The following is a 26,302-nucleotide window of genomic DNA, read 5'->3' as shown; positions in this document are numbered from 1 at the left end:
ACCAAATCTGCGTGCGGAAGGGTATACCCGCTTATTCGGTAATCCCCAAGTTTGTCAGGATAAAGGCGTAATCCCACGCGATCTCACGCCAGCGGGTATACCGCCCGGAGCCCCCTCCATGTCCGCCGGTCATGTCGATCTTCAACAGTGGGGTGGGGGATGATGGGTCGATGGTTTCGCGCAGTTTTGCAATCCATTTGGCGGGCTCCACATAGAACACGCGTGTATCGTGCAAGCTGGTTACTGCCGCGATGGCGGGGTAGCGCACGGGGCGAATGTTCTCGTAGGGGGTGTAGGACTTCATGTACTCGTACACTTCCTTATCTTCAATGGGGTTGCCCCATTCTTCCCATTCCAAAGCAGAAAGCGGCAGGTCAGGGTCAAGGATGGTGGTGAGTGCATCCACGAAGGGAACCTGGGCTATTGAGACCGCATATTTCTCAGGAGCCAGGTTCAGCACGGCACCCATGAGCAGCCCGCCCGCGGAACCACCGTAGCAGGCGATACGCGCAGGATCCGCCCACGGCTTGGTCGCTAGGTAATCGGTGACATCCACAAAATCAGTGAATGAGTTCTTCTTGTGAAGCTTCTTGCCGTTGAGGTACCAGGTGCGCCCCATCTCGCCGCCACCGCGAATATGCGCAATCACGTACACCACTCCGCGGTCCAGAATCGACAGTGTGGGGATGGAGAACATGGGGTCCATCGAAATTTCGTAGGATCCGTAAGCGTACTGAAGCACCGGATGCGGCTGCGTCAGGTCAAGATCGGCGCGGTGAATCACCGAGATAGGGATGAGGGTTCCATCGGCGGCGGGTGCCCAGTCACGGTAGGCGCGATAATCCTCACGCTGATAACCGCCAAGCACCGGGGTCTCGCGGCGCAGAAGCAGGGTCTGTGACATGGGGAAGTAATCGTATACACGGCGTGGAGTTAGGAATGAGGTGTAGGCGATACGGATAACCGGGGAATAGTTCTCGGCACGCAGCACGCCAGCGGTGTACAGTTCCTCATCGAACCCGGCAGGCTCCATGAACGTGATGCCTGCGGGCTTCTTGCGGCGCCACTGCACGGGCAACTGCTCCCGCGGGGCAAGGAACAGGCGTGTGGTCGTATCCGCGCGGGCGGTCACCACCAGGTGGGTCGCAGAGAGCGTGAACCCTTCAAGACGAACATTTTCGCTGTGACGAATCACCGGAACCCAACGCTTCGAATACTCCTCTAAAGATTCGCCGTCCTGCGGCATATCGGCGAGCACCAGCTCCGAGTTCAGTGCCTTATAGTCGTGCTGAATCAACAGATGGGTTTCACCGGCAATCGTGATCGGCTCCGCCTGGTACTCAATGCGCGCATCCCTCGGAATAATCACGCGCGGCGTGCTCTTCGGCTCGGCAATAGGCACCAGGCTAACCTCGGTAAACTCGGAGTTGCCGCTGGAGAGTACAATGGATGAACGGTCGGCGCTCATCGCAGAGCCCAGCCACATGGTGGGGTCAGTTTCCTCATAGATCAGGTGGTCTTCGGTACCCGCCCCAATATCGTGCACATACACACGGTAGGGCCGCCACGAATCGTCCGGCACAGTGTACACAAGCTGCTGCGCATGGTTAATGAAGAACGACCCACCGCTAATATTCGGGATGGTATCAGGCAGGAACTCGCCCGTTTCCAGGTTAAGGAAACGCTGCTCGTAACGTTCGTCGCCTTTCTCATCAACCGAAATGCTCAGGAGCTTACCGTTACGTGAAGGCTGGAACACGCCGAGTGCGAAGAACTCCATGTCTTTGGCGTACTCGTTACAGTCAAGCACCACCGATTCGCCTTCCAGCGGCTCGCCGGGCTTAATAACCGGGGGAGTGTAGCGCACCACCTCGTCGCCCTCATGCAGGGCAGGGTAACGGTAGAAAATCGGGTACTGACCGCCGGGAACCATGCGGCTGTAATACCACCAATCACCGATGCGATTCGGAACCGTCAAATCCGTCAGCAGGGTGCGGGACTTAATCTCCTCAAAGATGCGCTCGCGTAGCGGCTGCTGATCCGCTGTGACGGCGGCGGTGTAGTCTGCCTCCGCGTTCAGGTAGTCGAGGACTTCCTGATTTTCTTTATCGCGCATCCACTCGTAATGGTCGATAAAAGTATCACCGTGATACTCACGAATATGCTCAACCTTTTTAGGGACGGGGACGAGGGGAACTTCTTCTGCCGGTGTGGTGTTCGATGCGTCGCTCATGGGGCTCTTTTCTCGTAATAGTCCTGGATAAATATGCTTGCTATCTAGTGTAAGCGAGGCAGCGCACATATCGCCCTAGAAATCTCCGAATTGAGGTAGCCCGCATGTCGGGCTGTCTCAGCCTGTGTGGCTGATTTCCTTGAGATTAGGGGAGCATATATTTATCCCAGTATCCTGCGGCAGGTTCGATCTGTTCGACAATATCTACCCATAATCCTGAAGGGTCCGAAAACCCAAAACGGCGCTGCCCATACGGCTCATCGGTTAGAGGATAGGTTATGTCGAGTCCTTGAGTTTTGAGATCGTTATAGGTGGCGGTGGCGTCTTGAACTTCAAGCTCAAGACACATCCCAATTCCAGTGAAAGTTTCTGAGCCGGGAGGCGCAGAAGGATGATCGGGCGTCATGAACGCGATAGATGTGGCTCCGTCTTGAGAAGCAAGAAGAGTAAACCACGAGCTGTCAAAGATAATCTGGAAGTCAAAATAAGACGTCCAGAAGTCTCGGGAAGAGTCTTTCATGGGGGTAACGATGAGGGGGTAGCGGTCGATGAAATTCATGTATTCCTCCTACATATACGGGTAATTAGGATCCAAAAAGTTTCACATACTCTGAGTATGTTAAAAATATCTGGCATACTTTGGGTATGTCAAAATACAAGGGGAGAACTGTGGAAGGACAGCGTGCCGCCCAGCGTGAAGCTACTGTCTCAGCGCTTGTAACCGAGGCTTGCCAAAGGTTTGCTCGTGATGGCTATACCAGCGTGCGGATAGACGATATCGTCTCTTCGCTTGGTATCACTAAAGGGGCTCTATATCATCATTTCAAAAATAAGAAAGACCTATTCCGTGCTGTTGTCTGTGAGGTGCAGCAGGATGTAGGGCGTCAGATTGAAGATGCAGCTCGGTCGTGCGCCACCCCTTGGGAAGAGTTAGTAGAGGGCAGCAAAACTTTTATTCTTGCATCAATAGAACCAAATGTGCGGCGGATCATGCTAGTAGATGCGCCTGCCGTTCTGGGGTGGCATGAATGGCGGGCGCTCGATGAATCGTCTTCAATGGTGCTCTTGGCTGACATCCTCAAGACCCTTATGGAACAGGAAATTATTGCAAAGCAGCCGGTGGAGCCTCTTTCACATCTGCTTTCTGGCGCGATGAATGAGGCAGCGCTGTGGCTGGCCGAAACCGACTCCCCAGATGCTTTAGAAGACACGATGAAAACCTTAACGAGGCTTCTTGAATCGCTACGGATTTCAGCTTGAAAGTGTCCTGCGTGATCGTTCTGCTAGATTGCGTCAGTTGATCTGAAAGAGCAGATTTGTGCAGCAGTATGATGGTGCGATTCACTATTCAGTCTGCCGCAGCAGGCGAGCCCCGTGGAGCCAATGCCTGCGCTGGACATAGAAATCTGCAGCGGCTTATCTGTCGATGCCATTCTGGGGATGTGTGCAGTGCCCCTTGATAGACAGCTCAACTTTCGTTTCACTATGCTGAAAGGTGATGCTGAACTTTCAGCGTCTTTCACAGCTCATACAAGGAGGAAAAATGGCACAGATTGCTCTCGTCACCGGCGCAAGCCGCGGTATTGGTAAAGCCACCGCGGTTCGACTAGCGCAGCTGGGGTATCACGTGATTGCACAGCACCGCGCGGAGAACCCGGACTTCAGCGAGGTAGAGGCTGCCGCATCCGAGCACGGAGTAAAAGTAACACCTGTACAAGCTGATTTCTCAGACCCGCAGTCCGTTTCTGCCCTCTTAACTCACGTGAAGGATGTGCTGGGTGGGGATACCCTCGACGTCGCTGTGCTCAACGCAGGTGTTGGCACGCAGGGAACCTTCCAGGAACTCAACGGAGAGGCTCTGCGTAATCTGCTGCAGATCAATACGGTTGCCCCCTACGAACTTGCTGCCGGGCTGGTGCCGCTTATGAGCGCACCGGGCGGGCGTTATATTTTCACCGGGTCGGTGCTGACTCGCTACGCGTTCCCTGCCATGACGGGCTACGGCATGAGTAAGATTGCACTGGAGTACCTGGTGCGTAATATGGCGGTTGAGCTTGGACCTCAGGGGATTACGGTGAACCTTGTGGCGCCTGGCGTGGTCGATACCGATATTAACGCCGCCTGGCTGCGCGATAATGCGGAGGCAGCCGAATTCGTGAAATCCGGCAATGCGATGAAGAAGGTTACCCAGCCTGAGGATGTCGCAGAAGTAATTGGTCTGCTGACTCAGAACGCATCGCAAACAATTACCGGGCAGATTATTGACGTCTCGATGGGCGATAAGCTCTAAATCCTGACGCCCGCGAGCAGGTAGGATTTGACCGAGCAGGTAGAAAAATCCTACCTGCTCGTACCAAAAACCACCTGCTCGCGGCAAAACTTTATGGTGTGAGAAGCACACATCTTGAGGAGTCACACATGTACGACTTTAAACGCGAGGGTTTTCCCGGTTTTCCTCTAGGGCAGAAGATTGAATTCTACGGGCAGAAACTCCCGGAGCCGAGGATGGTAGTTACCGATCTGCCGGGCACAGACAGGAGCATCCGTACACTTCATAGTCGTCTCGCTCTTGAAGGCTCAGAACATAGTAGTATCGCATGCCAACTTGGAGAAGACGACCTTGTTTCTCTGATTGAAATTTCATGGGCTGATGGCGATGAATTCTCTTTTGAGGGGCTGCCTCTGGCTGGGCTTTCTGCCGAAGAACTCGTGGCTCAGCTGAGAGAACGGGGCATAGCGGCAGAGGTTGGTTCCGTGACGGTGGAACTGCCGGAATTTAATATTTCTTTCTTCTTTTTCGAGGATGTTCCCCGCACGATCTCCTGGCAGACGCCTGAGGCTTTCTAGCATCTCTCAGTACTTTTGCGTATCCAGCTGTGCGCGGTGTCTATACCCTCCCGAGCAGGTAGGATTTGACCGAGCAGGTAGAAAAATCCTACCTGCTCGTACTAAAAACCACCTGCTCGCGGGTTATGACGGGTTTTATTCGCCAGTTTCCAGAACTCGTTTGAGGCCTGCCAGTACAAACGACCAGCCGCGAGGTGAGGCCACATTCTGCGCCGTAACGGGAGAGTCTTCTAGGCGGTCGTGGGTGACCGTGAGTTTCGTGGCGCCATCCGTCCACGGCTCAAGCTGCCAGGTAACGCGGCTTGCCGGTTCGTGTGCCGCATCGGGAAGATAAAGCGAGCGCCACTCTACGACGAGAAGCCGCGGTGGGTCAGACTCCAGAATCGCGCCGTCTCCCCAAACTTCCTTCCCATCTGGGGAAAGGTAGCGCAGGCGACCCGGCTCGTCCTCGGTGACTTCAACTCGTGAGCCAAAGAAATACTGGGAGGTGAATTCGGGCTGGGTGATCGCCTCCCACACGCGCTGCGGCGGGGTGTTTTGAATAATTACCGAGCTGATAATCCTCTGGGGACGTGGGGGAGTGTTTGGGTTATCGGCGGTGCTCATGATTCTTCCTCCTCTAAATTCTTCTGCAGGTCAAGAAGTGCTGAACTTTGGTGGGCGGTGTATTTATCGATCCAACGGTCGTGGATGCGGCGAATCGGCACAGCGTTGAGGTAGTGGAGCTTTTGGCGGCCTGAGCGCTGTGTGATCACAAGGTTTGCTTCTTCGAGGATGCGCAGATGCTTGGCCACTCCGAAGCGAGTCATTCCCAGACCTTCTTCAAGCTGTCCCTGGGTGAGGCCGCCGGTGGTGTAGAGCTTATCGAGCAATTTTCTGCGGGTGGGGTCTGCGAGAGCTTTGAAAACTGCGTCATCATCCATAACACGAGAATACGTGACTATATAGTCACCTGTCAAGGGTGGGGTTATTTCGGGTACGCACAAGCAGCAGATTTTTGGTCGAGAAGGTGAGAAAATCACCTTCTCGACCAAAAATCCGCTGCTCGCGGGAGACATAATGCCTCAGAGTAGGTTCGTGCGTGCACCCGAGCGGATGCGTCGCGCAGCGGCATGCACTAGGACAAGCCCCGCGAGTGCCCAAAGTACGCAGACTAGCACCTCAGTCACAACTGTTGAATCCACCATTTCAGAAGAGCCGCTCACCAAAGCAATCGTTCGTCCGCCTGGAACCAATGTACACAATGCCGCCAGCCACGCCGGGTATGCATCTACCGGCACGATCACGCCCGCACTGATAGGCAGAAGCGCTCCTAAGATAGTTCCTCCCAGATATGGGTCGGAGAGATACAGTCCCAGCCCAGCGGCAAAAACACCCAGACATACGCCTGCCATGAGAGCCAGGGGTAAGAGCGTCACAGAACGCACAAGCATGGACAGGCTGCCTTCAAGGGAACCACCGAAACCGGCATAGGCAGCTGCAACACCCAGGTTCGTGATGCCAGTGATCAGAGCTAAAAGCACGGGCATTGCAGAGACTCCCAGCCAATAAGCCGCATCAAACCGTCGGGCCGTGCACACCTGCTCGAACACTCCTAGCCAGCGGTCGGTCGCCGCGCGTGCCACAACGCCAACCGCCACGCCGAGTGCCACGCTTGCCAGGGCAGAGGTGCATGCGATCCGCACAGGATCAGGTGCGGAAAGATCACGTCCTAGTAGAACGCTGAACAGCACGCTCAGCCCCGGCACGATCACGAGGGTACTGAGCGCCGTGCCAACTGTGGCGAAGGTGATGGATGAAGACCACCCAACCTTGGCGGTACTGTTCAGACGATAGAGAAAGTTCGTTCGTTTAAACACCGCAGCCTCCTAGATTGCACCCAGAGTGCCATGCACCGTTGCCGCACGCAGCGCTCGCCTGCCTAACAGATACCCCGTGAGCATCCAGAAGGCTGTGACCACACAGGTTTGCAGTACCACGCCCAGAAAATCACCGAATGAGTTCACAGGCATCTGCCCGAGCAGAACCTTCACGGGTGCCTGAATCGGAATCAGCGTGCCGAGCGCATCAAGCCAGACAGGCGCGGAACTCTCGGTAAAAAGCACCCCGGAAGCCACGAAAACCGGCACGAGCAGCAGCTCCTCATAGGCGATAGCGTTCGGGGTCGCCACAAAGAACCCTGCAATCACGAAGGTCACTGCCAGACACGAAACCCACAGCAGCGGAAGACCCACCAGATAGCGTGCACCCACCTGAGTAAAGTCCGTAAAATCTACCGAGAAGGTGCACAGCGCCCAGAAAACCCAGGCCAATGGAAGGGCGGCAAGCCCAAAAATGGAGGCAGTCGAGACCACCGCTGCGAGCGCACGCAGCGGGTTCACGGCACCATTGAGCAGATACACGAACGTTCCCCGGTAGCGCTCAAAGTTGAGGATCCCGGCGGCAACAATGCACATGTTCCAGGTACCGATAATGCCCGCGCGAGTCCAGGCGAGGGTCGCATCCACTGGCCAGGCACCGGCGGCGAGCGCCTGCAGGGCCGTTGCTCCGAAGGTGCTCAGCAGCAGTAACTGCAGGAAGTAGGGAACCGTGAGGAATTGGCGTAGGGAAAAGGACATTAGGCGAAGCTGCCGGTTCATCGTTTCAGTCCTTCCGCCATGGCTAGATATGCCTCTTCGAGGGTGGCTGGGCGAGTATACAGCGGTGTGAGCATCTGAACCTCACGCTCAGTGAGAATACGGGTCAGTAGAGCCTCTGCGTGTTCGGTGCTGAAGGGGCGCGGCCCTTCTGAAGCAGAACGTTCATTCCAGTACACGGTGATCTCCCACTCGCTGCCGCGCGGGGTCAGTAACACTGTTCCCGCATCGCCCAAAGACCGGGTAAGTTCTTGAAGCACCGGCCCGGCATTCGCGCCCACACGCCCAACGGTGGTAGCGGAGATCCCGGCGTGCGTGGCAACATCTGCCACCGTGCCCGAAACCGCTACACGACCGGCACCGATGACTGTCACTCGATGCGCTAACTCCTCAATCTCGCCCAGCAGATGGCTCGTGAGTAAAATAGCGGTGCCGTCATCAGCGAGGGAGCGAATTAGCTGGCGTATCGTCAGCGAAATATCTGGGTCAAGCCCGCTCGTCGGCTCATCCAAAAGCAGCAGTTTCGGCTCGCCCAGCAGCGCCCGTCCGATGTGCAGACGTTGTTTCATGCCGCGGGAAAACTCCTGTACCTTCTTCGCGGCGACATCGGCAAGATCAACCCGTTCCAAAGCGCTCGCCACCTGAGTGTGGCGTTTGCGCGCGCTAACCCCGGCAAGGTCAGCGAAGAAGAGAAGATTATCGCGGGCGGATGCTCGCGGATAGAACCCGGTATCCCCGCCGAGCGCAAGCCCTAGGGATGCGCGCGCACGCTGGGGGTGCGCAATTGCATCCACCCCGTCGATGCGAACAGTACCGCTCGTGGGGGTCAGCAGTGTTGCGCACATCTGCACAATTGTTGTTTTTCCCGCCCCGTTGGGACCGAGCAGAGCATGAATTTCGCCGGAGCTTATACTAAGCGAAACATTATCGACAGCGGTGAAAGCGTGTTCACCTTTGCCAAAGGTGCGGCATAACTGCGCCGCGTCAAGAATTGTAGACATTGTGATAAAACCTTGCGGTGCTTAGTCACCCGAAGCCTCTTGAGCATGGTGTTCGCACGCCTGCAATACGTGGGACGGGTGAGATGAATAGTCGTGAGAGAGGCACTACGTAGTGTCTGAATAATCCCAAGTCACCGGCTGCAGGTGCGGAAGGTATAACAATAAAACCCTCAGAACTTTGGTGTCCCAAGCGCTCACTATGCGCTTCTGAAATGTATCAAACCAAAGCAGGGTTATTTCTGAAATTTTTAGAGCCCACCATCTGGGTGGGCATTCCGCGAGCCGGTGCGACTTTAGCGGGAGGTCATACCTCATCACTCCTAGATTCAAGGTTTCCATCAGTGTAGCATGGCTCACGATTGCCTACACTGATGGTAATTTAGCGACGGCTAACGGCAGAGCGCATGGCTTGAGCGGTTCAGGTATAACATAGGCACGGTCACACGCGCATAAGTACCGGTGTTGCTCTCAAACACAGGCTGGCTCGGAAAGCAATTCACAAAACGTCATCTTTGCAACAATGCGCCGAAAACATGCACCCCGCTTGACCGCGCGCGCCTCCTGTGAAACTCTAGATGCAGGTCATGAGAGCCAGTGATAAGCCCCAGCTAGCTGGTCGGCAACCCTCCTCCGCGGTGGGGTGCCCTGGGTGAGGACCAGGCGTTACACACAAGTGCAGCGCAAGCGCGGGACCGATGTGCCCGATACCCGGTACATCGTTTTTTCGTTTGCAGAGAAGAAAACACAAGAACTCTGTACCGAAATCGGCATGCGGCCCCATAGTTACAAACCTAGGAGCCTCGCATGAGCAACAACACCGTCCCGACTCCCGCCAACCCTGCCGGTTGGAAATTTGAGACCCGCCAGATTCACGCGGGGCAGGCACCGGATGCCGCAACGGGAGCACGGGCGTTACCCATCTACCAAACCACCTCGTTCGTTTTTGAGAACGCGGAGCAGGCCGCTAACCGTTTTGCTCTCGCCGAGCTCGGGCCTATTTACACCCGCCTGAACAACCCCACCCAAGAGGTGATCGAGAACCGCATCGCATCGCTTGAAGGGGGAGTGGGAGCGCTGCTGGTGGCTTCGGGACAGTCTGCCATCACCTACGCAATTCTGAACATCGCTGGGGCGGGCGACCACATTGTTGCCTCCCCCTCCATCTACGGTGGCACCTATAACCTCCTCAAATACACGCTTGCCGACCTCGGCGTTGAAACCACGTTTATTGAGAACCCGGACGATTTGCAGCAGTGGCGTGAGGCGGTGCGCCCCAACACCAAGCTCTTCTTCGGCGAAACCGTCCCCAACCCCCGCAACGATGTGCTCGACATTGAGCTCATCGCCCAGATTGCGCACGAGGCAGGTGTGCCGCTGATCGTCGATAACACCGTACCTACCCCATACCTGGTGCGCCCCATCGAATTCGGCGCGGACGTGGTGGTGCACTCCGCCACGAAATACCTGGGCGGGCACGGCACCTCCATTGGCGGCGTTATCGTAGACTCCGGGAATTTCGACTACGGGGCAGACCCTAAAAAATTCCCCAAATTCAACGAACCAGCACCTAGCTACCACGGCCTAGTCTACGCACGTGATTTGGGTAAAGACTCCGCGTTCGGTGCGAACCTCTCCTATATCCTCAAGGCGCGAGTTTCTCTTCTGCGCGATACCGGGGCCGCGATTTCTCCGACTAACGCCTTCAATATTGGTATTGGGCTGGAGACCCTTTCCCTGCGCATCGAACGCCATATCGAGAACGCCACCAAGGTCGCAAACTGGCTGGAGGAACACCCGCTGGTTGATCGAGTAATTTGGGCCGGTCTGCCTTCCTCACCCTGGTACGAGCGAGCCCAGAAATACCTGCCGAAGGGGCCGGGTGCCGTCGTGGGATTCACCCTTAAAGACGCCGACCTGGAACAGACCCGCACCTTTGTGGACGCCCTGCAGCTGCACTCCAATGTGGCGAATATCGGTGATGTGCGCTCGCTCGTTATTCACCCCGCGTCCACCACCCACTCACAGCTTTCCGAGGAAGAACTAGAGGCAATCGGTGTGAGTAAAAACTTTGTGCGCCTCGCCGTAGGGATCGAGAATATTGACGATATTATTGCAGACCTAGAATTGGGCTTTGCAACCCTGCAACAGTAGATACGGCGCAAGCCCCGCCCCGTGAACCAGCCGGGGCGGGGCGAACCCCGCTGCACCCACCGGCGCCCCGCCCGCAACGCTAAGGAGAACCATGACCGGCACCCCCGAGACCGCCCAGGGTATCCTGCGCCACCACAGCATTGGTGATTTGCGCCTAGAGAACGGCATCACCCTGCCGGAGGTGCGCATCAGCTACGAAACCTGGGGCACCCTCAACGAAGACGGCGACAACGCCATCCTGATCCTGCACGCCCTTACCGGGGACACTCACGTCTCCCGCGGGAGCGCCCCCGAAGGCACCCCCGCCGATGTGGCCGCCGAAATTGAACGTGACGGCTGGTGGGAAGGCATCGTTGGCCCCGGCGCCGTGGTAGACACCAACAAATACTATGTGGTCGCCCCCAATATCCTCGGCGGATGCTACGGCTCAACCGGGCCTGCCAGCCTCATCCCTGCCGGGTACCCCGGTGAAGGGCAACCGTGGGGCGGAGCGTTCCCACAGGTGAGCATCCGCGACTCGGTGCACGCCGAGGCGCGACTAGCTCAAACCCTGGGAATCACCAGTTTCCGTTACGTGATTGGCGGCTCACTCGGCGGGGCCCGCGCCCTCGAATGGGCAGCCACCTACCCGCACCTGGTGCGCGGATGCGCAGTGATCGCCTCCGGGCCAGCCGCCACCGCCGAACAGATCGCGTGGGCGCACACCCAGAACGTGGCTATCCGATCCGACGCTAATTTCGCCTCAGGCGACTACTACGACGGGCCCGCGCCCACGGCAGGGCTGGCGCTTGCGCGGCGTATCGCCCACACCACCTACCGCAGCCCCGCAGAACTGGAGCATCGTTTTGGGCGCAGCGAAAACCCCCATGAAACTGTTACCGGCGGCACGCTCGGGGCCCCACGCGGCCGGTACGCCGTCGAAAGCTACCTAGACCACCACGGGGATAAGCTCATAGAACGTTTCGACGCGAACAGCTACCTTGCCGTGAATGAGGCGCTTATCTCCCACGATGCTGCGCGCGGGCGCGGGTGCCTCACCCACGCGCTGGCGTTCAGCAACTGCGAGTGGACCATTGCCGCTGTAGACTCCGACCGGCTGTTTTTCCCGCATGAGGCGCAGCTGCTGGCCGATTCCCTCCCCGTACCCGCTGAGGTTCAAATCATTGAATCCGAGCACGGGCACGACGGGTTCCTGATTGAGGCGGCGCAGGTAGAACGTATTCTCGCGCACGCCTTGGGAGAGAAACCGCAGAGCACCCCACCCAACCTGAGCACTATAGGCGATAAAGAGCCGCTACCTGCAGCCAGCTCGCTCGCCCTCTAGCTACCCCGTAAACGGCACGCATCGGCCGACACCTCAAGGCGCTGCACCCGATTACGCAAAGTAAGTCGCAGAACCTCACCTTCGTGGGGCCAGAATTTTTGCCGCACCCGCTTGACCCTCACGCAACGTCAGGGCCTACAGTGAAACCATGGACGCAGAAAAACCCCAAGAATACAGCGTGGGCGAGGTCGCAAAAATGCACGGTATCACCGTGCGAACCCTGCACCATTGGGAGCAGAAGGGCCTGATCACCCCCGAGCATGACCCCGTCAACGGATACCGCTACTACCATGATCGAGACGTCGAGAAGGTCACCGCGATCCTTGGGTACCGCGCCATCGGCATGAGCCTTGACACCGTGCGCACCATCATGAATGAAGGCGCTCGCAATAGCGTGGAGCATCTACTCACCCAGCGTGAAATGCTGCACAAGAAAATACGGTGCTACAAGCACATGCTGCAAACACTGGATCAACTGCTGGAGGATGCAATGGCACCGACCAATGAACGGCTGACGGCCGCCGAAAGGGCCGAAATTATGGGGGAGGCGTTTAACCCCGAGCATGAGCGTGAGGCGCAGCAGCGCTACGGGCACACCGACGACTGGGCGGAGTACCGGCGCCGCACCGACTCCATGAGCCGCGCCGACTGGGCAGCCGCCAAACAGAACCTTGACGATGTTGAGCACGCACTTGTTGAGGCGTTCACCCAAGGGGTGAAGCCCGGCAGTGCAGAGGCGAACGCGCTGGCTGACCGGCACCGGGCCTCCCTGTTTTACTTCGACGTCACCCCCGCAAAACATGTGATTCTGGCGCGCGGCTATGTTGAGGATGCGCGTTTCGCTGAGCACTACGAGAAACTGGCTGAAGGGCTGGCCCAGTGGCTGCGGGACATTATTACCGAGAACGCCCGCGCTTATGGGGTGAACCCTGAAACCGTTACCTGGGGGTAGTACCTGGGGAAGCTGCAGCACCCATATGCGTTCAGCAGAGCCTCAGCGCTCACCCACAAAGTATTGTGCGCAGAAAGTGACTTTTCGGCACGGAAGACAGCATGTGCTTTCGGCTGGAAAGTCACTTTTTGTGCGCCCAATGGTGTAAACCCGCAGGAGGCGACATCGGTAATATGGGGTGTATGAGCGAAAATACGTACATTGTCGAATATTCCCGGCCCGAGGATGAACGCGCCGGAACCCACCTGGTGCTTCTGCTGCACGGGTACGGTTCGCATGAGAAAGACCTGCTGTCGCTGGCTGAACATCTGCCGCAGGAGGGCATCACCTACGCGGGGATGCGCGCCCCGCAGCCGGTAGGCACCCAGTTTTCGGCGGACGCAACCGGCGCGCACATTCCCGACGAGGCCATAGGTTACCAGTGGTACCCGCTGGATCAGCAGCTCAACGCGGATGTGCGGACCATAGAACAGGCCAGCGACTACGTGCTGGAATGGGTTGAGCAGCACGAATCACACTATGCTTCAGTCTCTCTGGTGGGGTTCTCGCAAGGCATGGCGGTGGCGACTTCTATGGTGCGGCATCGCCCAGGAAAATTTGCTGCACTGGTGGGGCTCTCCGGGTATGCGGTCGAATCAGACTCTCCTTACTTCAAGGACGACGAGCTCAAAGCCACCGAGCTGCCCGTTTTCTTCGGCAGGGACCAGGAAGACCCTATTATTCCTCAGCCTTTCGTGGATTACACCTACGAGTGGATTCGCGCGTACACTGACGGCATCAAAGTTCTGTATGCGGGTGCCGGGCACGGGGTAAGCGCCCTGGAAATTCGCCATGTGGGCGAGTTCATCGACGTGAAGGTGCTGGGAAACGCGCCGCGCATCCGTGCCGAGAAGGTTGCGGATGCCGCAGATAATGCTGGGGTGTCAGAGCAAGAGTCTGCTGACTAAAAGAACCTGAATAACGCATCTTGGGTTGTATAACGCACCGCCGGAAGGTGCGTTATACAACCCAAGATGCTTTAAGGGGAGAGAGGGCGGGACCCTAGTCCCGAGCCACCTGCACGCTCACCCCGTTGAAACTCACCGTATCGCCCGGATGCAGCTGTTTGCCCCGCGCCTCCTCAATCTGCCCATTGACCTTCACCAGCCCATGCTGGATCACCTCGCGCGCCTGCGCACCGTCTTCGACCAGATTAGCCAGCTTCAAAAACTGTCCCAGACGAATCATCTCGTCACGAATATAGATTTTCTCCATGTCACCAGTGTATCGGCGCCCAGAAACTACACGGCAAGACGGGTACGCAATGATACCCTAGTATCTTGTACTTGTGACCGTATATCCCGGCGCTTACCGCGCGCGGAAGAACACTGAACTCACGCACGCCACAGCCGGTGGCGGGGCATAAAGGAGTAAACATGGCAGAAAAGTCCACTCTCGACAACGTTATTGCGCTTGCTAAGCGCCGCGGCTTCGTCTTCCAGGCGGGTGAAATCTACGGCGGTTCCCGCTCCGCATGGGATTACGGTCCCCTTGGCGTGGAACTGAAAGAGAACATCCGCCAGCAGTGGTGGCAGCGTTTCGTGCGTTCACGCGCAGACATGGTTGGGCTGGACTCTTCGGTAATCCTGCCGCGCCCGGTGTGGGAAGCATCCGGGCACGTGGCAACCTTTATGGACCCGCTGGTGGAATGCCTCTCGTGCCACAGGCGCCAGCGCCAAGACCACCTGATTGAGGCATTCGAAGCTAAAAAGGGGCGAGCACCCGAAAATATGGGTGAGGTTGTCTGCCCGAACTGCGGCACCCGCGGCGAATGGACCGAACCGCAGAACTTCTCAGGCCTGTTGAAAACCTACCTGGGGCCTGTCGATAACGAAGAAGGGCTGCACTTTCTGCGCCCCGAAACCGCGCAGGGCATCTTCGTGAACTTCAACAACGTGGTAACTGCGGCCCGTAAACGCCCGCCCTTCGGTATCGGGCAGATCGGTAAGGCGTTCCGTAACGAGATCACCCCCGGCAACTTCATCTTCCGCACCCGCGAATTCGAGCAGATGGAGATCGAATACTTCGTGCACCCCGACGAAGCAGATAAGCACTTTGACGCATGGGTTGAAGACTGCTGGAACTGGTTTGTTGACTTGGGCATTAACCCCGAGAACATGCGCCAGTTCGATGTTCCTGAGGACGACCGCGCGCACTACTCGGCGGGCACCATTGACATTGAGTACCGTTTTGGTTTCCAAGGCGGCGAATGGGGCGAACTCATGGGTGTGGCAAACCGCACCGACTACGACCTGGGCGTGCACAATGAGCACTCGAACGCGAAGCTCGAATACTTTGATCAGGCCAGCGGCGAACGCTACGTACCCTACGTCATCGAGCCTTCCTTCGGCCTGACACGCTCCATGATGGCGTTCCTCGTCGATGCCTACGTTGAGGATGAAGCCCCGAACACTAAGGGCGGCGTCGATAAGCGCGTGGTTCTTAAACTCGACCCGCGTCTGGCGCCCGTGAAGGCCGCCGTTCTGCCCCTATCGAAGAAACCCGAACTCTCCGGGCCCGCCCACAAGCTGGCAGAGGAACTGCGTGGCGTCTGGAATATCGACTACGATGAGGCGGGGGCTATCGGCCGCCGCTACCGCCGCCAAGACGAAATCGGCACCCCGTTCTGCATTACCGTAGACTTCGATACTTTAGAGGACCAGGCGGTCACCATCCGCGAGCGTGACACCATGAGTCAGGAGCGCGTGGCACTTGATCAGGTGAAGGCATACTTGGCGGCGCGTCTGGTTGCCTAAGCCTTTTTTTACCATGTACATGGGCGGGGTTCTCTGCAATGGAGAACCCCGCCGGTATTTTCACGCAGTCACTAGGATCTGGTGCAGAACCTAGCCGATACGTACAATAGTGAGAACCCTATCCTCGCGGTAAAACCCGCGTATTCTGCGGAAGAAAGGCACCCCATGAACACCTACGAATTTCGTCCCTGGCGCGAAGGCGACGATTTGGAACTTCTGCAGGTGTGGGGGGATCCGCGAAGCGAGCAGGAGGCGCAGCAGCGCGCATCGTTCGGAGAGGCCTCGGATGCCCCTTTTAGCCGAACCCTTGTGGTCACCGACTCTGGTGTGCCGATCGCCGCTGGCGTGGTGACCGCCTCACTTTTGCACCCACAACGCCTGTGGACCTATCTTGAGGTTGCCGAAGGGCACCGCCGCGCCGGGTTAGGTACCGAGCTTTTAGACCGGCTGCGTGAGATCGCCGCCGAAAACGCGCAGGTTCCGAACGTCCGCGTGAAGCTGGCCCCATTTAGCACCGGCGAAGAATTTGCCCAGGCGAAGGGCATGAAAATGATTCAGCGCTCGCGTCTGGTTCATATTGATGCGGGCGCGATTCCGCCGGTTTCTCTGCGTGAGGATGAGAACGGCAAACCCACTCAGGCGATTGAGGATTTGGCGACCGGCTCGGTTGAGCTGACCTCGAAGCTCTGGGAGTTCTACCGCAATTCGCATGATTGGGATGTTCCTGCCGAGGTCGGGTTAGGGACCGTAAACCGGTATTTCCTCTCGGATGAGGCACGCGCCTTCGGGGCGCTGGTACTGCGCGATAACATTCAGCAGGCTGAGAAAGAGGGGAAGAAAGGCGAAATCATTGCCTTTGCGGTGAGTTATCACCCCTTTGAGACCGACCCTGCCGCCGCGCTGGTCGATGAGAATACCGCGACTGAGATTTTGCTCGGATATGACATGCAGAACGAAGGCGCGGTCGAGGCCATTATGCAGCTTCTTTCGCTGTTGACGGCGCAGTACCCGGTGGTGGTTGAGGTAGACGACTCGATGACCGCTCTCGTAGAGGTGACCGACGTTCTTCTGCGTGCTGGAACCGCGAGCGTGGAAGGCGACCCAACCTATATTTACGCCAGCGATTATCCGGGTGCCGCCTCCTAAAGAACAAGGCGCCCAGAAGAGGCCCCAGAAAACCCGCACCGTGAGGGCGTGACAACTTTGCCCAACGCTGACCGGTGCGCCTGTCGTGAACCGGGGTAGGTGCATCCGTGCCGATTTGCGTGTGTATGCCACAATATAGAGGTGAATTCTGAAGCCTCCCACCTGAAATTACCGCCGCTGAAACTCGGTAAACTGACTGTTGAAACGCCTGTGGTGCTCGCCCCGATGGCGGGTGTGACGAATAAGGCGTTCCGTCGTCTGTGCCGCGAGTACGGCGGCGGATTATATGTGACTGAGATGGTGACGGCGCGCGCCCTCGTGGAACGCAAACCCGAGTCGATGCGCATTATCGAACACGACGCGGACGAGCAGATCCGCTCCATCCAGATCTACGGGGTAGACGCGGTTAACGTGGGTAAGGCTATTCGGCTGGTCGTAGAGGAAGACCGTGCGGATCATATCGACCTGAACTTTGGGTGCCCGGCGCCGAAAGTCACAAAACGCGGCGGCGGTGCGGCGCTTCCATGGAAAACCGATCTCTTCACCGCGATTGTGCACACGGCGGTCAAAGAGGCTTCGCGTAACGATATTCCCCTGACCATCAAGATGCGTAAAGGCATCGATGATGACCACATCACGTTCCTTGAATCCGCTAAGATCGCCCGGGATGCGGGTGTCGCCGCCATAGCCCTGCACGGGCGTACCGCTGCCCAACACTATTCGGGAACAGCGGATTGGGACTCCATCGCGCAGCTTCGCGAGGCGATTCCGGACGTTCCCATCTTGGGCAACGGCGATATTTTCGCCGCCGAAGATGCCGTGCGCATGGTTGAACAGACCGGTGTGGACGGCGTGGTGATTGGGCGCGGCTGCCAAGGGCGCCCGTGGCTTTTTGGCGATCTGCAGAATGCTTTTGAGGGTAGTTCCGAGCGTATCCGACCTACTCTGAGTGAGGTTGCCGCAATGATTTACCGGCATGCCGAGCTGCTTGTTGAGACCTTTGCGGATGAGTACAAGGGACTGCGTGAGATCCGTAAACATGTTGCCTGGTATTTCAAGGGTTACCCGGTGGGCGGCGAGCTGCGTGCCAAAATGGCAACCGTACCCGATTTAGAGACTTTCCGTGAACTACTGGGGCAGCTTGATCACAGTATCGGGTATCCGGGGGCCGCGGTTGAAGGTTCCCGCGGCCGGGCCGGGAGCCCGAAGAAGCCTCATTTGCCGGATGGGTGGCTTAACTCCCGTATTTTAGGGGATGCTGAAAGGCTTGGACTCGTGGAGGCAGAACTGGATATCTCGGGCGGATAATTGGGCGAGGTTTATCGTAGCCTGATAAAAACATTGCGTCTGGGCAAAATAGTGCTTATATAGGTAGTAGAAAGACACCAACCGCACCGGAAGCAGGAACGGAGGAGTGATGACTCGCCTCGCCGAGGAAGGACAGGAACGCTGGGAATGGAACCTGCCCGCAGGGTACACCCCCGACGACTCAGAACGCTGGGTGCCCGAAATACACCCCTTCCAGGACCGCACCCCCTTTGAACGCGATCGTGCCCGTGTGCTTCATTCCTCCGCGCTGCGGCGGCTAGGCGCTAAAACCCAGGTCATGAACCCGGATACGGACGATTTCGTGCGTACCCGGCTCACACACTCCCTTGAAGTCGCCCAGGTCGGGCGCGAAGTGGGCCGGATGCTCGGCTGCGACCCAGACGTAGTTGATACTGCCTGCCTCTCTCACGACCTGGGGCATCCGCCCTTTGGACATAACGGCGAACGTGCCCTAAACAAGATCGCCGCCCATATGGGCGGGTTCGAGGGCAACGCCCAAACCCTGAGGCTGCTCAGCCGCCTTGAACCGAAAGTGATCGCCGAACATGACGTATCTGCGGGGCTGAACCTGACCCGCGCATCCCTGGACGCAACCTGCAAATATCCGTGGACGCGCACAGACGCACCACGTCGCGCAGACGGCACCCAAACCCACAAATTCGGTGTTTACGAGGATGACCTGCCGGTCTTCGAATGGTTCCGTGAGGGCGCACACGACGCCGGGGTAGAGCCTCAGCGCAAATGCCTGGAAGCGCAGGTTATGGACCTAGCCGACGATATTTCATACTCGGTGCACGACGTTGAAGATGCAGTCTTCGGCGGGCACGTGCAGTTAGAACAGCTGCGCGAAGCAAAGCACCGGCAGGCCGTCTTCGACATGACCCGCCAATGGTATCTTCCAGCCGCTACTGACGAACAACTGGATGCGGCACTCAGCCGGTTGGAGACCCTGAACCGGTGGGTTCCGTGCATGACCGGTTCGCGCGCTTCCCTAGCACAGTTCAAGGGGCTCACCAGTAAACTTATCGGTCGCTTCGCCTGGAGCGCCGTGGAAGCAACCCGCGAACGTTACGGGCGAGACACCCCGCTAACCCGCTATAGCGCCGAACTGATCGTACCGGAAGACACCCGAGACGAAATCGCCGTCATGAAGGGAATCGCAACCGCATTCGTTATGACGGTGCGCGACGCCCAACCCCACTACGAACACCAGCACGAAATACTGGGCATCCTCGTCGAAGCGCTCTACGAAGATTCCCAGCGCGCAAACCCGCAATACATCGACAGCATCTTCAGAACGGACTACGCGCAGCTGGGGGCTCATGACGACGACGCGCGCCTGCGCCTCGTCATTGATCAGGTGGCATCCCTAACCGACAGGTCGGCGGTTGCGCTCTACAAACGCATTAACGGGACCCCCTGGATGCTGGGGGAGAAGCCCCTATGGTAGCGCCGCCTTTCACACGGCAAAGACAAGACAGAGACCCCGTGCATAGACGGGCATGAAATACCTTCTAAAACTGCTATTACAGCACGGTGCAGCAGAAATGAGACGATGGCTGGACTAATCCGCAAAGAAGACATTGATGAAGTACGCGCCCGTACCGACATCCGCGAAATCATTGAGGGATATGTAACCCTCAAAGGTGCAGGTATCGGCGCGTACAAAGGGCTGTGCCCATTCCACGACGAACGCACGCCCTCCTTCAATGTGCGCCCGCAAATGGGAACCTACCACTGCTTCGGATGCGGAGAATCCGGTGACGTCTACTCCTTCGTCATGGCGATGGAACACACCGGGTTTACCGAAACCGTTGAACGCTTAGCGGCGCGTATCGGCTACACCCTGCACTATGAAGGCGGAAACCCGCGAGACAGGTATGAAGCAAGCCTGCGTCGTCGACTTCTCGACGCGCACAAAATCGCCGCAGAATTCTTTGAACGCAGCCTCTACTCAGCGAACGCGGGGGAAGCACAACGCTTTCTCGGCGCTCGCGGATTCGACCCAGCCGCCACCAAAACCTTCGGAGTCGGATACGCCCCCCGCGGCTGGGACAACCTGCTCAAACATCTGCGTTCCCAAGGCTTTACCGACGAGGAACTGCGCGCTACCGGTATGTTTTCTGAAGGAAACCGCGGCCTCTACGACCGTTTTCGTGGGCGCCTCATCTGGCCCATCCGCACCGTAGCAGGCGAAACCATCGGATTCGGGGCACGCCGTCTTTTCGACGACGACCAAGGCCCCAAATATCTCAACACCCCCGAAACGCTGCTGTACAAAAAATCGCAGGTGCTCTACGGCATCGACCTTGCCAAACGTGAGATGACCAAAACCAAACAAGTCGTCATCGTCGAAGGCTATACCGATGTTATGGCGGCACACCTAGCAGGCATTAAAACCGCCGTAGCAACCTGCGGCACCGCCTTCGGTGCGGGGCACATCAAAGTGGTACGCCGCATGATCACCGATGACGGCTCCGGCGGAGAAATTATCTTTACCTTCGATGGCGACGCCGCGGGGCAGAAAGCCGCGCTCGCAGCGTTTGAGGAGGATCAGCGTTTTGTGGCACAAACATACGTGGCGGTCGCCCAAGAAGGCATGGACCCGTGCGATCTTCGCCTGCACAGGGGCGATGCGGCGGTACGATCCCTCATCGCCTCTCGCCGTCCGCTCTTCGAATTCGTCATCGACACAACCCTCAAACGCTTCGACCTGACGACCCTAGAGGGGCGTGTGCTGGCGATGCGCGCCATCGCGCCCATTATCGCCGGAATCAGGGACCGCGACCTGCGCCCGGCCTATATGCGTAAAGCCTCCGGACAGCTCGGTATGGAACTTGAGGAAATACAGCGTGCGGTCGCCTACGCCCAGCGTAACCCCAGCGGCAGGCGTTCCAACTACAATCAACGCAGAAACGACTCTCCCTACCAGAACGGCGAGACGCAGGCCCGACACCAGCCTGGGCCCACCGGTGCCGCCCACGCCCAGCAGTCGGCGCAGAACGCACCCACAACAGAACCTCAGCAGGAAGCTCCCCAGCCCGAGTTCTTCACCCCCAACCCCGCAGACCCCATTGCCCGCCTTGAACGCACCTGCCTGGAAATAGCGCTGCAGCACCCCAACCTCATGAGTGTGCCGCAATGGCAAGAATTTGCGCGTGTAAGCTTCCGCTACCGCACCCACCAAGAAATTGCCCGAGGTATTATCCACGCAGCCTCTCAGATAGCCCCGGCCCCCGGAGTCGCATGGCTCAACTATGTGCGTGCTGGATCCGCCGAGGAAGTCCACCACAGTATTGCCGAGCTGAGCGTAGCCCAGCTCCCTGTTGCCACTGCTGAGAAACTGCCGTACTACATTGAAGGAGTGCTGAACAGCCTCTTTGAGCACCAGATCTCACGCCAAAAATCTGACCTTATGATGCGCCTTGAACAGCTCAGCTCCACTCCTGACTCTGAAGAATACGGGCGCATCCAACGAGAACTGCTCGACTTAGAAGTGCGCCGCCGCACCATGACGCGCCACTAAAAGCAGAAAGTGTGATATATCACAAGATGGGGATTTGCGAACCCCACAAACCGCCGGTATAGTTATTATTCGTTGCAAACAACACAAAAAACAACATAATCCCCCGTAGCTCAATTGGCAGAGCATTCGACTGTTAATCGAAGGGTTACTGGTTCGAGTCCAGTCGGGGGAGCATTTAAAAGCCTCAGAGTAAAGCTCCGAGGCTTTTTTGTATGGTGACTGGACTTGAACCAGTAACCCACTTCGCTCTGCGGAGGCGCTGGGGCGCCTCCTATCGGGCTTCGTCTATTTCGAGTCCAGTCGGGGAGTATCTCTAAAGATTTCTTAGGCTCCATCTGTAGGGTGTCCTGGCTGTGTCGTCTTGAGGGCTCTTGCCGCAGCCGCCTTTGCTCAACAGTGAATACAGGCGCGCTATCCTCCTCCCGGTAAGCCCGCCCGCACCCGCGCCCACCAGTGAAAACCCGCAGAAACACTCGGAACCAAAGGTTCAAATTCAAAACTACGCGATTCAGTGGATAATAGAGATAGAATAGTACTTTACGGAGTGAAGTAAACTCCACGCATCAAAGTCTTGAGAGGTGGGCATGGCCACTAACACTAATCCCAAAGGCATTCGCGCCAGCCTAGTGGGGATTAAGAACGGCGTCATGAGCGTCATTGACGCTGGTAAAGTCTTCTCAACCTTGGGTATCAACCAGGTCAAAGACGAAATCCAGATTGCTAAACACGAGCTCAAAACCAAAGGCATCGCCGTTGGTAAAGGCGCGGCATTCCTAGCCATCGCAGCGTTCTTCGCGGCCCTATTCATTATCGCCATCGTCGGCGCTATTATCCTGGGTCTCGGCGAAATCATGAGGCCCTGGCTCGCCGCGCTCGTAGTAGCACTCATCTTCGCTATCGTAATCCTCATCACCGGCCTCATCGGGTACAAGAAAGTCAAAGCACAAATGCCGTTCGCCCCCGAATCGGCAGTCTTCGGGCTGCTCTTCGACCTGGGTGTACTGCGTGAAGGCAGCGCTATGACCGCGTCCCGGCTGAAAAAAGAACAAGCAGAACGCGCCGCCCGCAAACAGGCAGAGCGCGAAGCTGCTGCTGAGCAAGCTCGCCAAGAGGCCGAAGAACGCAAAGCACGCGGAGAATCCGAACCGCAGCCACTCACTGAAGAGCAGCTTAGGCAGCGCACCAAAGAACGCCGCGAGCACCTGGCCGCTCTGCGCGATGACATGCAGAAATACAGTGAAGGCGTACAGGCAAACGCGCAGGGCATCATTGGCTCTGCCAAAGCTAAAGCGCAGCAGGCCCCCACAGAGGCCGTCAATGTTGGTCGCGGCTTGGCTGAGAACATCACCCAGCCCAACGTCGTCAAAGCACGCTGGAAATCATTCGCCGCACTCGGCGCTGCACTACCCGCGGCCCTGGTGTTCCTCCGCAGGTTCCTGCGCCGCTAAACACCACCCCCGCCGTACGGCGATGCGAAACACCGCGACTTGGCCCGCCACCTTCCGAAGGTGGCGGGCCAAGTCGCATCACCCCAACGCCCCCACCCATCACCAATACGCCGCAAACTCACTGATTCTCAGAGAACTCTAAGGCTACCTACCTTCTTGTTAGGCTCAAGTAACGCACCCAAACCGATAAAATAGTTGAATTGGAAAAATCACCTCACACCCTGTGCCCCGTATCACCCTACGAGGCTCATAATGACCAAGGAGTAGAACCGCGATGAAGCAGGCCCACACCATCCTCATCGGCGCCGAAACCTACCCGCCAGACATTAATGGGGCCGCCCAGTTCGGTCATCGCCTTGCCACCGCAATGCTTGGGCGCGGGCACGAAGTGCATGTGGTTGCGGCCAGCCCCATGCGTGGACCCAGCTACCGCACCACTGTTGAGGGCGGTATTGTCGAGCACCGGCTGCGCTCACACTTACCCCCTACCCATGACACCAACCGCATCTGCATCCCCTGGGAAATCCACTTCGAAGTGGGGCATATTCTTGACGAAGTGAAACCAGACGTTGTGCACGTACAATGCCACTACATTATTGGGCGGGCCCTCATCACCCAAGCCCATAAACGCGGTATCCGGGTGATCGCCACCAACCACTTCATGCCGGCGAATCTCGATCCTTTCCTGCCGGTCCCCACGCCTATTAAACGCGTCATCTCAAAAGCCACCTGGATCGATATGCGCCGCTGTTTCTCACGGGCCGCAGTCGTCACCACCCCCACCCAGATCGGGGCTGACGCCATGAGGGACCTTGGCGGCTTCACCCGTCCTGTCATGCCTGTCTCCAACGGTATTGAAATCGGGGACTACGAACTTGCCGAAGGGGCCACCATTGATAAGGCCCCCGGTGAACTTCGCATCACCTTCGTGGGGCGCCTTGCCCAAGAAAAAAATATTGATGTGCTCATTGAGGCGCTCTCTCTACTGCCGGAGCACCTGAACCACGTGATTCTTGATATAGCAGGTGGGGGAGAGCTGCGGGAAGAACTAGAGAAAAAAGCCCATGACTGTGGGGTAAGCGAACGGGTCGTATTCCGCGGCTACGTGCCTGATGAAGACCTACCCGGGGTGTACCAGCGGGCCGATATTTTCTGCCAGCCCGGCACCGCCGAACTGCAGTCTCTCGTCTCCCTGGAAGCAATGAGTGCCTCAAAACCTGTGGTGCTTGCGAACGCTCTCGCGCTACCGCACCTTGTGGAAGACGGAGTGAACGGTTACCTCTTCGAGCCGAACAATGCCCGCGACCTCGCCCACAAACTCGCGGCGATCCTTTCACTTCCCGCCGCTGAACGTGAGCAGATGGGGCGTGAAAGCCGCCGCATCGTCGACTTCCACCGGGCTGATAACACGTGGCGCACCTTCGAAGAACTATACGTAAGCGATGCCCCCTACGACCGCTTCCGCCACAGCTGACGCCCCTATTTTCCTAAACCCGGTTCGTCAGGTACTCTGGTTAAGGTTCGTGTAGCACATAAGCCGCACAAGCCGTGGGGGGTTAGCTCAGCCGGTTAGAGCAGAGGACTCATAATCCTTTGGTCGTGGGTTCAAGTCCCACACTCCCTACATACCCCCGCTCGGTATGACTCTGTCTAGTAGTCGCCGAGCGGGTTTTAGTATGTTCATAGTGGTGTAGCTCAGTGCGGCAGAAATAAAAATAAGCCGGGTCAATCTTCGTTAAACATGACTGAATACATGCCCCTTGGACGCAGTTTTAAGGTACTGTAAAGGGTAGTCTTCTGGCGGTCTAGTTTTAGCACCGCAGAAGGTTTGAATGCATGGCGCAACTGATGCGTCTACCCCCTTGAGACAAGGACCGATGATGAGCGATAACCTTCCGCAGCAGCCCGGGCACAACGGGTATGATCAGCAGGACCACACACAGCCCTACGGTATATCCCAGCAGCAGGGGCAACAAAATACTCCCTATCAGCAGAATCAGTACCAGCAAAACCCTCAACAGGGAATGCAGCAAGGTTACGGGCAGCAGGGCCAGCAGAACGTACCCTATCAGCAGAACCAGTACCAGCAAAACCCTCAACAGGGCTATGGTCAGCAACAGCAGCAGTACATGCCCCCACAGAACCAGCAGGATCAGTACCAGCAGAATCAGCAGAGCCAGGCTCCGGCCGCCCCTAATCATTTTGCGTTGGCGTTTAAGGGGGTGTGGGGGGCTTTCCTAGATATTTTTAAGAGCAACCCCACCGGCGCGCACGACCGTATGCAGCAGCACCCCCTGTGGGGCTGGCTTATTGCCTGCACATTACAGTCGGTTGTGGGTGCCCTGTTCGTTATGGCGTTTTTGAACACCTATGCCGGGCAAATTTTCCGTGTCGTGTTTGTTGTTACAAAAGATACAGCGAAGTACACTTCGGGCGCGTACACCGCCGCTGAGGGGTTCCTATTATTTCTTATTTTCCTGATTGTGATTTTTGGCGTGCTCGTGCTACGCGGGGTGGGGCTGATGCTTACCGCACGCATCGGCAAGTCGCAGATGGGGTTTAACTCCGCGATGGATATTGTGGGTACTGCTGTGCTACCGCAGATTCCCGCTTTCCTAGTTCTGTTCTTCCTCTCATTCTTGCTGCCACATGCAAGTACTATGACCGATACGTACGCCGCGTCGCAGCGCCCCATCTTGGTGATGATGATAGTCTTCGCGGTATTTAGCGTAATCGTTGGTGAATCCCTGCTGTACCTGGGACAGGCGAAAGTTGCCAACACCGAAAAATCGGTGTTCTTCATGTACGTGGTGTTGAGCACCGCATTCGTGCTTGCTGGGATTCTGGTGCTGTACTTCGGCTTCAGCGTATTGGCCCCGAACCCCTCCTCCTCCGCCCACTAGTGGAACATCTC

At 57.4% G+C, this 26,302-nt stretch carries 23 protein-coding genes, 2 tRNA genes and 1 riboswitch; of the genes, 17 read left to right on the top strand and 8 right to left on the bottom strand.

The window, feature by feature from the left end; translation table 11 throughout:
- Positions 1 to 31: 31 nt before the first annotated feature.
- Together I6I94_RS03345 and I6I94_RS03340 are read right to left on the bottom strand one after the other, a co-directional pair.
- Positions 32 to 2,233, bottom strand: a complete 2,202-nt coding sequence (locus I6I94_RS03345) for a S9 family peptidase (RefSeq protein ID WP_128087567.1) — start codon at positions 2,231 to 2,233, stop codon at positions 32 to 34.
- 145 nt (positions 2,234 to 2,378) lie between these two features.
- Positions 2,379 to 2,792: a VOC family protein gene (locus tag I6I94_RS03340; protein WP_037237778.1), complete on the bottom strand. Its 414-nt coding sequence runs from the start codon at positions 2,790 to 2,792 to the stop codon at positions 2,379 to 2,381.
- Positions 2,793 to 2,902: 110 nt separating this feature from the next.
- On the opposite strand from I6I94_RS03340, the gene I6I94_RS03335 reads away from it, so the two are divergent.
- From I6I94_RS03335 to I6I94_RS03325, 3 genes are all read left to right on the top strand, one after another.
- The gene (locus tag I6I94_RS03335) at positions 2,903 to 3,493 is read left to right on the top strand and encodes a TetR/AcrR family transcriptional regulator (protein ID WP_128087568.1); all 591 of its coding nucleotides are present in this window, start codon (positions 2,903 to 2,905) and stop codon (positions 3,491 to 3,493) included.
- Positions 3,494 to 3,776: 283 nt separating this feature from the next.
- A complete protein-coding gene (locus I6I94_RS03330) occupies positions 3,777 to 4,523 on the top strand; it encodes an SDR family NAD(P)-dependent oxidoreductase (RefSeq protein ID WP_236588921.1) in 747 nt (248 codons plus the stop codon).
- Positions 4,524 to 4,651: 128 nt separating this feature from the next.
- A complete protein-coding gene (locus I6I94_RS03325) occupies positions 4,652 to 5,080 on the top strand; it encodes a hypothetical protein (protein WP_023133871.1) in 429 nt (142 codons plus the stop codon).
- A gap of 135 nt (positions 5,081 to 5,215) precedes the next feature.
- On the opposite strand, the gene I6I94_RS03320 is transcribed toward I6I94_RS03325, so the two are convergent.
- The 5 genes from I6I94_RS03320 to I6I94_RS03300 all read right to left on the bottom strand — a co-directional run bounded on the left by I6I94_RS03320 (position 5,216) and on the right by I6I94_RS03300 (position 8,717).
- Positions 5,216 to 5,686 carry an SRPBCC domain-containing protein gene (locus tag I6I94_RS03320; protein ID WP_128087569.1) on the bottom strand — a complete coding sequence of 157 codons (471 nt, stop codon included), beginning with the start codon at positions 5,684 to 5,686 and terminating at the stop codon, positions 5,216 to 5,218.
- The gene (locus tag I6I94_RS03315) at positions 5,683 to 6,003 is read right to left on the bottom strand and encodes an ArsR/SmtB family transcription factor (RefSeq protein WP_006888256.1); all 321 of its coding nucleotides are present in this window, start codon (positions 6,001 to 6,003) and stop codon (positions 5,683 to 5,685) included. The genes I6I94_RS03320 and I6I94_RS03315 overlap by 4 nt, the downstream gene beginning before the upstream one ends.
- A gap of 141 nt (positions 6,004 to 6,144) precedes the next feature.
- The gene (locus tag I6I94_RS03310) at positions 6,145 to 6,939 is read right to left on the bottom strand and encodes an ABC transporter (protein WP_128087570.1); all 795 of its coding nucleotides are present in this window, start codon (positions 6,937 to 6,939) and stop codon (positions 6,145 to 6,147) included.
- A gap of 9 nt (positions 6,940 to 6,948) precedes the next feature.
- Positions 6,949 to 7,698 carry a hypothetical protein gene (locus I6I94_RS03305; RefSeq protein WP_236588920.1) on the bottom strand — a complete coding sequence of 250 codons (750 nt, stop codon included), beginning with the start codon at positions 7,696 to 7,698 and terminating at the stop codon, positions 6,949 to 6,951.
- A 17-nt stretch (positions 7,699 to 7,715) separates the two neighbouring features.
- Positions 7,716 to 8,717, bottom strand: a complete 1,002-nt coding sequence (locus tag I6I94_RS03300; protein WP_201620870.1) for an ABC transporter ATP-binding protein — start codon at positions 8,715 to 8,717, stop codon at positions 7,716 to 7,718.
- Between the two features lie 580 nt (positions 8,718 to 9,297).
- A riboswitch (SAM riboswitch) is annotated at positions 9,298 to 9,410 on the top strand.
- Positions 9,411 to 9,521: 111 nt separating this feature from the next.
- On the opposite strand from I6I94_RS03300, the gene I6I94_RS03295 reads away from it, so the two are divergent.
- The 4 genes from I6I94_RS03295 to I6I94_RS03280 all read left to right on the top strand — a co-directional run bounded on the left by I6I94_RS03295 (position 9,522) and on the right by I6I94_RS03280 (position 14,091).
- Positions 9,522 to 10,868, top strand: a complete 1,347-nt coding sequence (locus I6I94_RS03295; protein WP_126854015.1) for a bifunctional o-acetylhomoserine/o-acetylserine sulfhydrylase — start codon at positions 9,522 to 9,524, stop codon at positions 10,866 to 10,868.
- Between the two features lie 91 nt (positions 10,869 to 10,959).
- On the top strand, positions 10,960 to 12,192 hold the full coding sequence (gene metX, locus I6I94_RS03290; protein ID WP_128087572.1) for a homoserine O-acetyltransferase MetX: 1,233 nt from the start codon (positions 10,960 to 10,962) through the stop codon (positions 12,190 to 12,192).
- A 148-nt stretch (positions 12,193 to 12,340) separates the two neighbouring features.
- Entirely contained in the window at positions 12,341 to 13,144 is an 804-nt protein-coding gene (locus tag I6I94_RS03285; protein WP_128087573.1) for a MerR family transcriptional regulator, read from the top strand.
- Between the two features lie 182 nt (positions 13,145 to 13,326).
- On the top strand, positions 13,327 to 14,091 hold the full coding sequence (locus tag I6I94_RS03280) for an alpha/beta hydrolase (protein WP_128087574.1): 765 nt from the start codon (positions 13,327 to 13,329) through the stop codon (positions 14,089 to 14,091).
- A gap of 94 nt (positions 14,092 to 14,185) precedes the next feature.
- On the opposite strand, the gene I6I94_RS03275 is transcribed toward I6I94_RS03280, so the two are convergent.
- The gene (locus tag I6I94_RS03275; RefSeq protein ID WP_006888225.1) at positions 14,186 to 14,398 is read right to left on the bottom strand and encodes an RNA-binding S4 domain-containing protein; all 213 of its coding nucleotides are present in this window, start codon (positions 14,396 to 14,398) and stop codon (positions 14,186 to 14,188) included.
- A 161-nt stretch (positions 14,399 to 14,559) separates the two neighbouring features.
- On the opposite strand from I6I94_RS03275, the gene I6I94_RS03270 reads away from it, so the two are divergent.
- From I6I94_RS03270 to I6I94_RS03225, 10 genes are all read left to right on the top strand, one after another.
- A complete protein-coding gene (locus I6I94_RS03270; protein ID WP_201620869.1) occupies positions 14,560 to 15,939 on the top strand; it encodes a glycine--tRNA ligase in 1,380 nt (459 codons plus the stop codon).
- 81 nt (positions 15,940 to 16,020) lie between these two features.
- Positions 16,021 to 17,085 (top strand): GNAT family N-acetyltransferase, encoded by a 1,065-nt coding sequence (locus tag I6I94_RS03265; protein ID WP_201620868.1) that lies wholly within the window; start codon positions 16,021 to 16,023, stop codon positions 17,083 to 17,085.
- A 141-nt stretch (positions 17,086 to 17,226) separates the two neighbouring features.
- Positions 17,227 to 18,393, top strand: a complete 1,167-nt coding sequence (dusB, locus tag I6I94_RS03260; protein WP_128087575.1) for a tRNA dihydrouridine synthase DusB — start codon at positions 17,227 to 17,229, stop codon at positions 18,391 to 18,393.
- A 109-nt stretch (positions 18,394 to 18,502) separates the two neighbouring features.
- Positions 18,503 to 19,864: a deoxyguanosinetriphosphate triphosphohydrolase gene (locus I6I94_RS03255; protein WP_128087576.1), complete on the top strand. Its 1,362-nt coding sequence runs from the start codon at positions 18,503 to 18,505 to the stop codon at positions 19,862 to 19,864.
- A 105-nt stretch (positions 19,865 to 19,969) separates the two neighbouring features.
- The gene (gene dnaG, locus I6I94_RS03250; protein WP_128087577.1) at positions 19,970 to 21,940 is read left to right on the top strand and encodes a DNA primase; all 1,971 of its coding nucleotides are present in this window, start codon (positions 19,970 to 19,972) and stop codon (positions 21,938 to 21,940) included.
- Between the two features lie 99 nt (positions 21,941 to 22,039).
- Positions 22,040 to 22,112 (top strand) — tRNA-Asn (locus I6I94_RS03245).
- Positions 22,113 to 22,524: 412 nt separating this feature from the next.
- Complete coding sequence (locus I6I94_RS03240) at positions 22,525 to 23,388, top strand: phage holin family protein (protein WP_094758267.1); 864 nt, start codon at positions 22,525 to 22,527, stop codon at positions 23,386 to 23,388.
- A 274-nt stretch (positions 23,389 to 23,662) separates the two neighbouring features.
- A complete protein-coding gene (locus I6I94_RS03235) occupies positions 23,663 to 24,862 on the top strand; it encodes a glycosyltransferase (RefSeq protein ID WP_037233309.1) in 1,200 nt (399 codons plus the stop codon).
- Positions 24,863 to 24,938: 76 nt separating this feature from the next.
- Positions 24,939 to 25,012 (top strand) — tRNA-Ile (locus I6I94_RS03230).
- A gap of 256 nt (positions 25,013 to 25,268) precedes the next feature.
- The gene (locus I6I94_RS03225) at positions 25,269 to 26,291 is read left to right on the top strand and encodes a hypothetical protein (protein WP_201620867.1); all 1,023 of its coding nucleotides are present in this window, start codon (positions 25,269 to 25,271) and stop codon (positions 26,289 to 26,291) included.
- Positions 26,292 to 26,302: the final 11 nt, after the last annotated feature.

This window comes from Rothia aeria (assembly GCF_016726365.1).
Lineage (GTDB): Bacteria > Actinomycetota > Actinomycetes > Actinomycetales > Micrococcaceae > Rothia > Rothia aeria.
The sequence above is the reverse complement of the archived record's forward strand: the minus strand, read 5'-3'. Positions and strand labels throughout refer to the sequence as shown.

Bases quoted from the DNA above. Each gene is read 5' to 3' on its own strand.
- I6I94_RS03240 (WP_094758267.1), top strand. From the start codon at position 22,525: ATGGCCACTAACACTAATCCCAAAGGCATTCGCGCCAGCCTAGTGGGG.
- I6I94_RS03330 (WP_236588921.1), top strand. From the start codon at position 3,777: ATGGCACAGATTGCTCTCGTCACCGGCGCAAGCCGCGGTATTGGTAAA.
- I6I94_RS03280 (WP_128087574.1), top strand. From the start codon at position 13,327: ATGAGCGAAAATACGTACATTGTCGAATATTCCCGGCCCGAGGATGAA.
- I6I94_RS03345 (WP_128087567.1), bottom strand. From the start codon at position 2,233: ATGAGCGACGCATCGAACACCACACCGGCAGAAGAAGTTCCCCTCGTC.
- I6I94_RS03305 (WP_236588920.1), bottom strand. From the start codon at position 7,698: ATGTCCTTTTCCCTACGCCAATTCCTCACGGTTCCCTACTTCCTGCAG.
- I6I94_RS03255 (WP_128087576.1), top strand. From the start codon at position 18,503: ATGACTCGCCTCGCCGAGGAAGGACAGGAACGCTGGGAATGGAACCTG.
- I6I94_RS03340 (WP_037237778.1), bottom strand. From the start codon at position 2,792: ATGAATTTCATCGACCGCTACCCCCTCATCGTTACCCCCATGAAAGAC.
- I6I94_RS03320 (WP_128087569.1), bottom strand. From the start codon at position 5,686: ATGAGCACCGCCGATAACCCAAACACTCCCCCACGTCCCCAGAGGATT.
- I6I94_RS03295 (WP_126854015.1), top strand. From the start codon at position 9,522: ATGAGCAACAACACCGTCCCGACTCCCGCCAACCCTGCCGGTTGGAAA.
- I6I94_RS03315 (WP_006888256.1), bottom strand. From the start codon at position 6,003: ATGGATGATGACGCAGTTTTCAAAGCTCTCGCAGACCCCACCCGCAGA.
- dnaG (WP_128087577.1), top strand. From the start codon at position 19,970: ATGGCTGGACTAATCCGCAAAGAAGACATTGATGAAGTACGCGCCCGT.
- I6I94_RS03225 (WP_201620867.1), top strand. From the start codon at position 25,269: ATGAGCGATAACCTTCCGCAGCAGCCCGGGCACAACGGGTATGATCAG.
- metX (WP_128087572.1), top strand. From the start codon at position 10,960: ATGACCGGCACCCCCGAGACCGCCCAGGGTATCCTGCGCCACCACAGC.
- I6I94_RS03325 (WP_023133871.1), top strand. From the start codon at position 4,652: ATGTACGACTTTAAACGCGAGGGTTTTCCCGGTTTTCCTCTAGGGCAG.
- I6I94_RS03285 (WP_128087573.1), top strand. From the start codon at position 12,341: ATGGACGCAGAAAAACCCCAAGAATACAGCGTGGGCGAGGTCGCAAAA.
- I6I94_RS03235 (WP_037233309.1), top strand. From the start codon at position 23,663: ATGAAGCAGGCCCACACCATCCTCATCGGCGCCGAAACCTACCCGCCA.
- I6I94_RS03275 (WP_006888225.1), bottom strand. From the start codon at position 14,398: ATGGAGAAAATCTATATTCGTGACGAGATGATTCGTCTGGGACAGTTT.
- I6I94_RS03270 (WP_201620869.1), top strand. From the start codon at position 14,560: ATGGCAGAAAAGTCCACTCTCGACAACGTTATTGCGCTTGCTAAGCGC.
- I6I94_RS03300 (WP_201620870.1), bottom strand. From the start codon at position 8,717: ATGTCTACAATTCTTGACGCGGCGCAGTTATGCCGCACCTTTGGCAAA.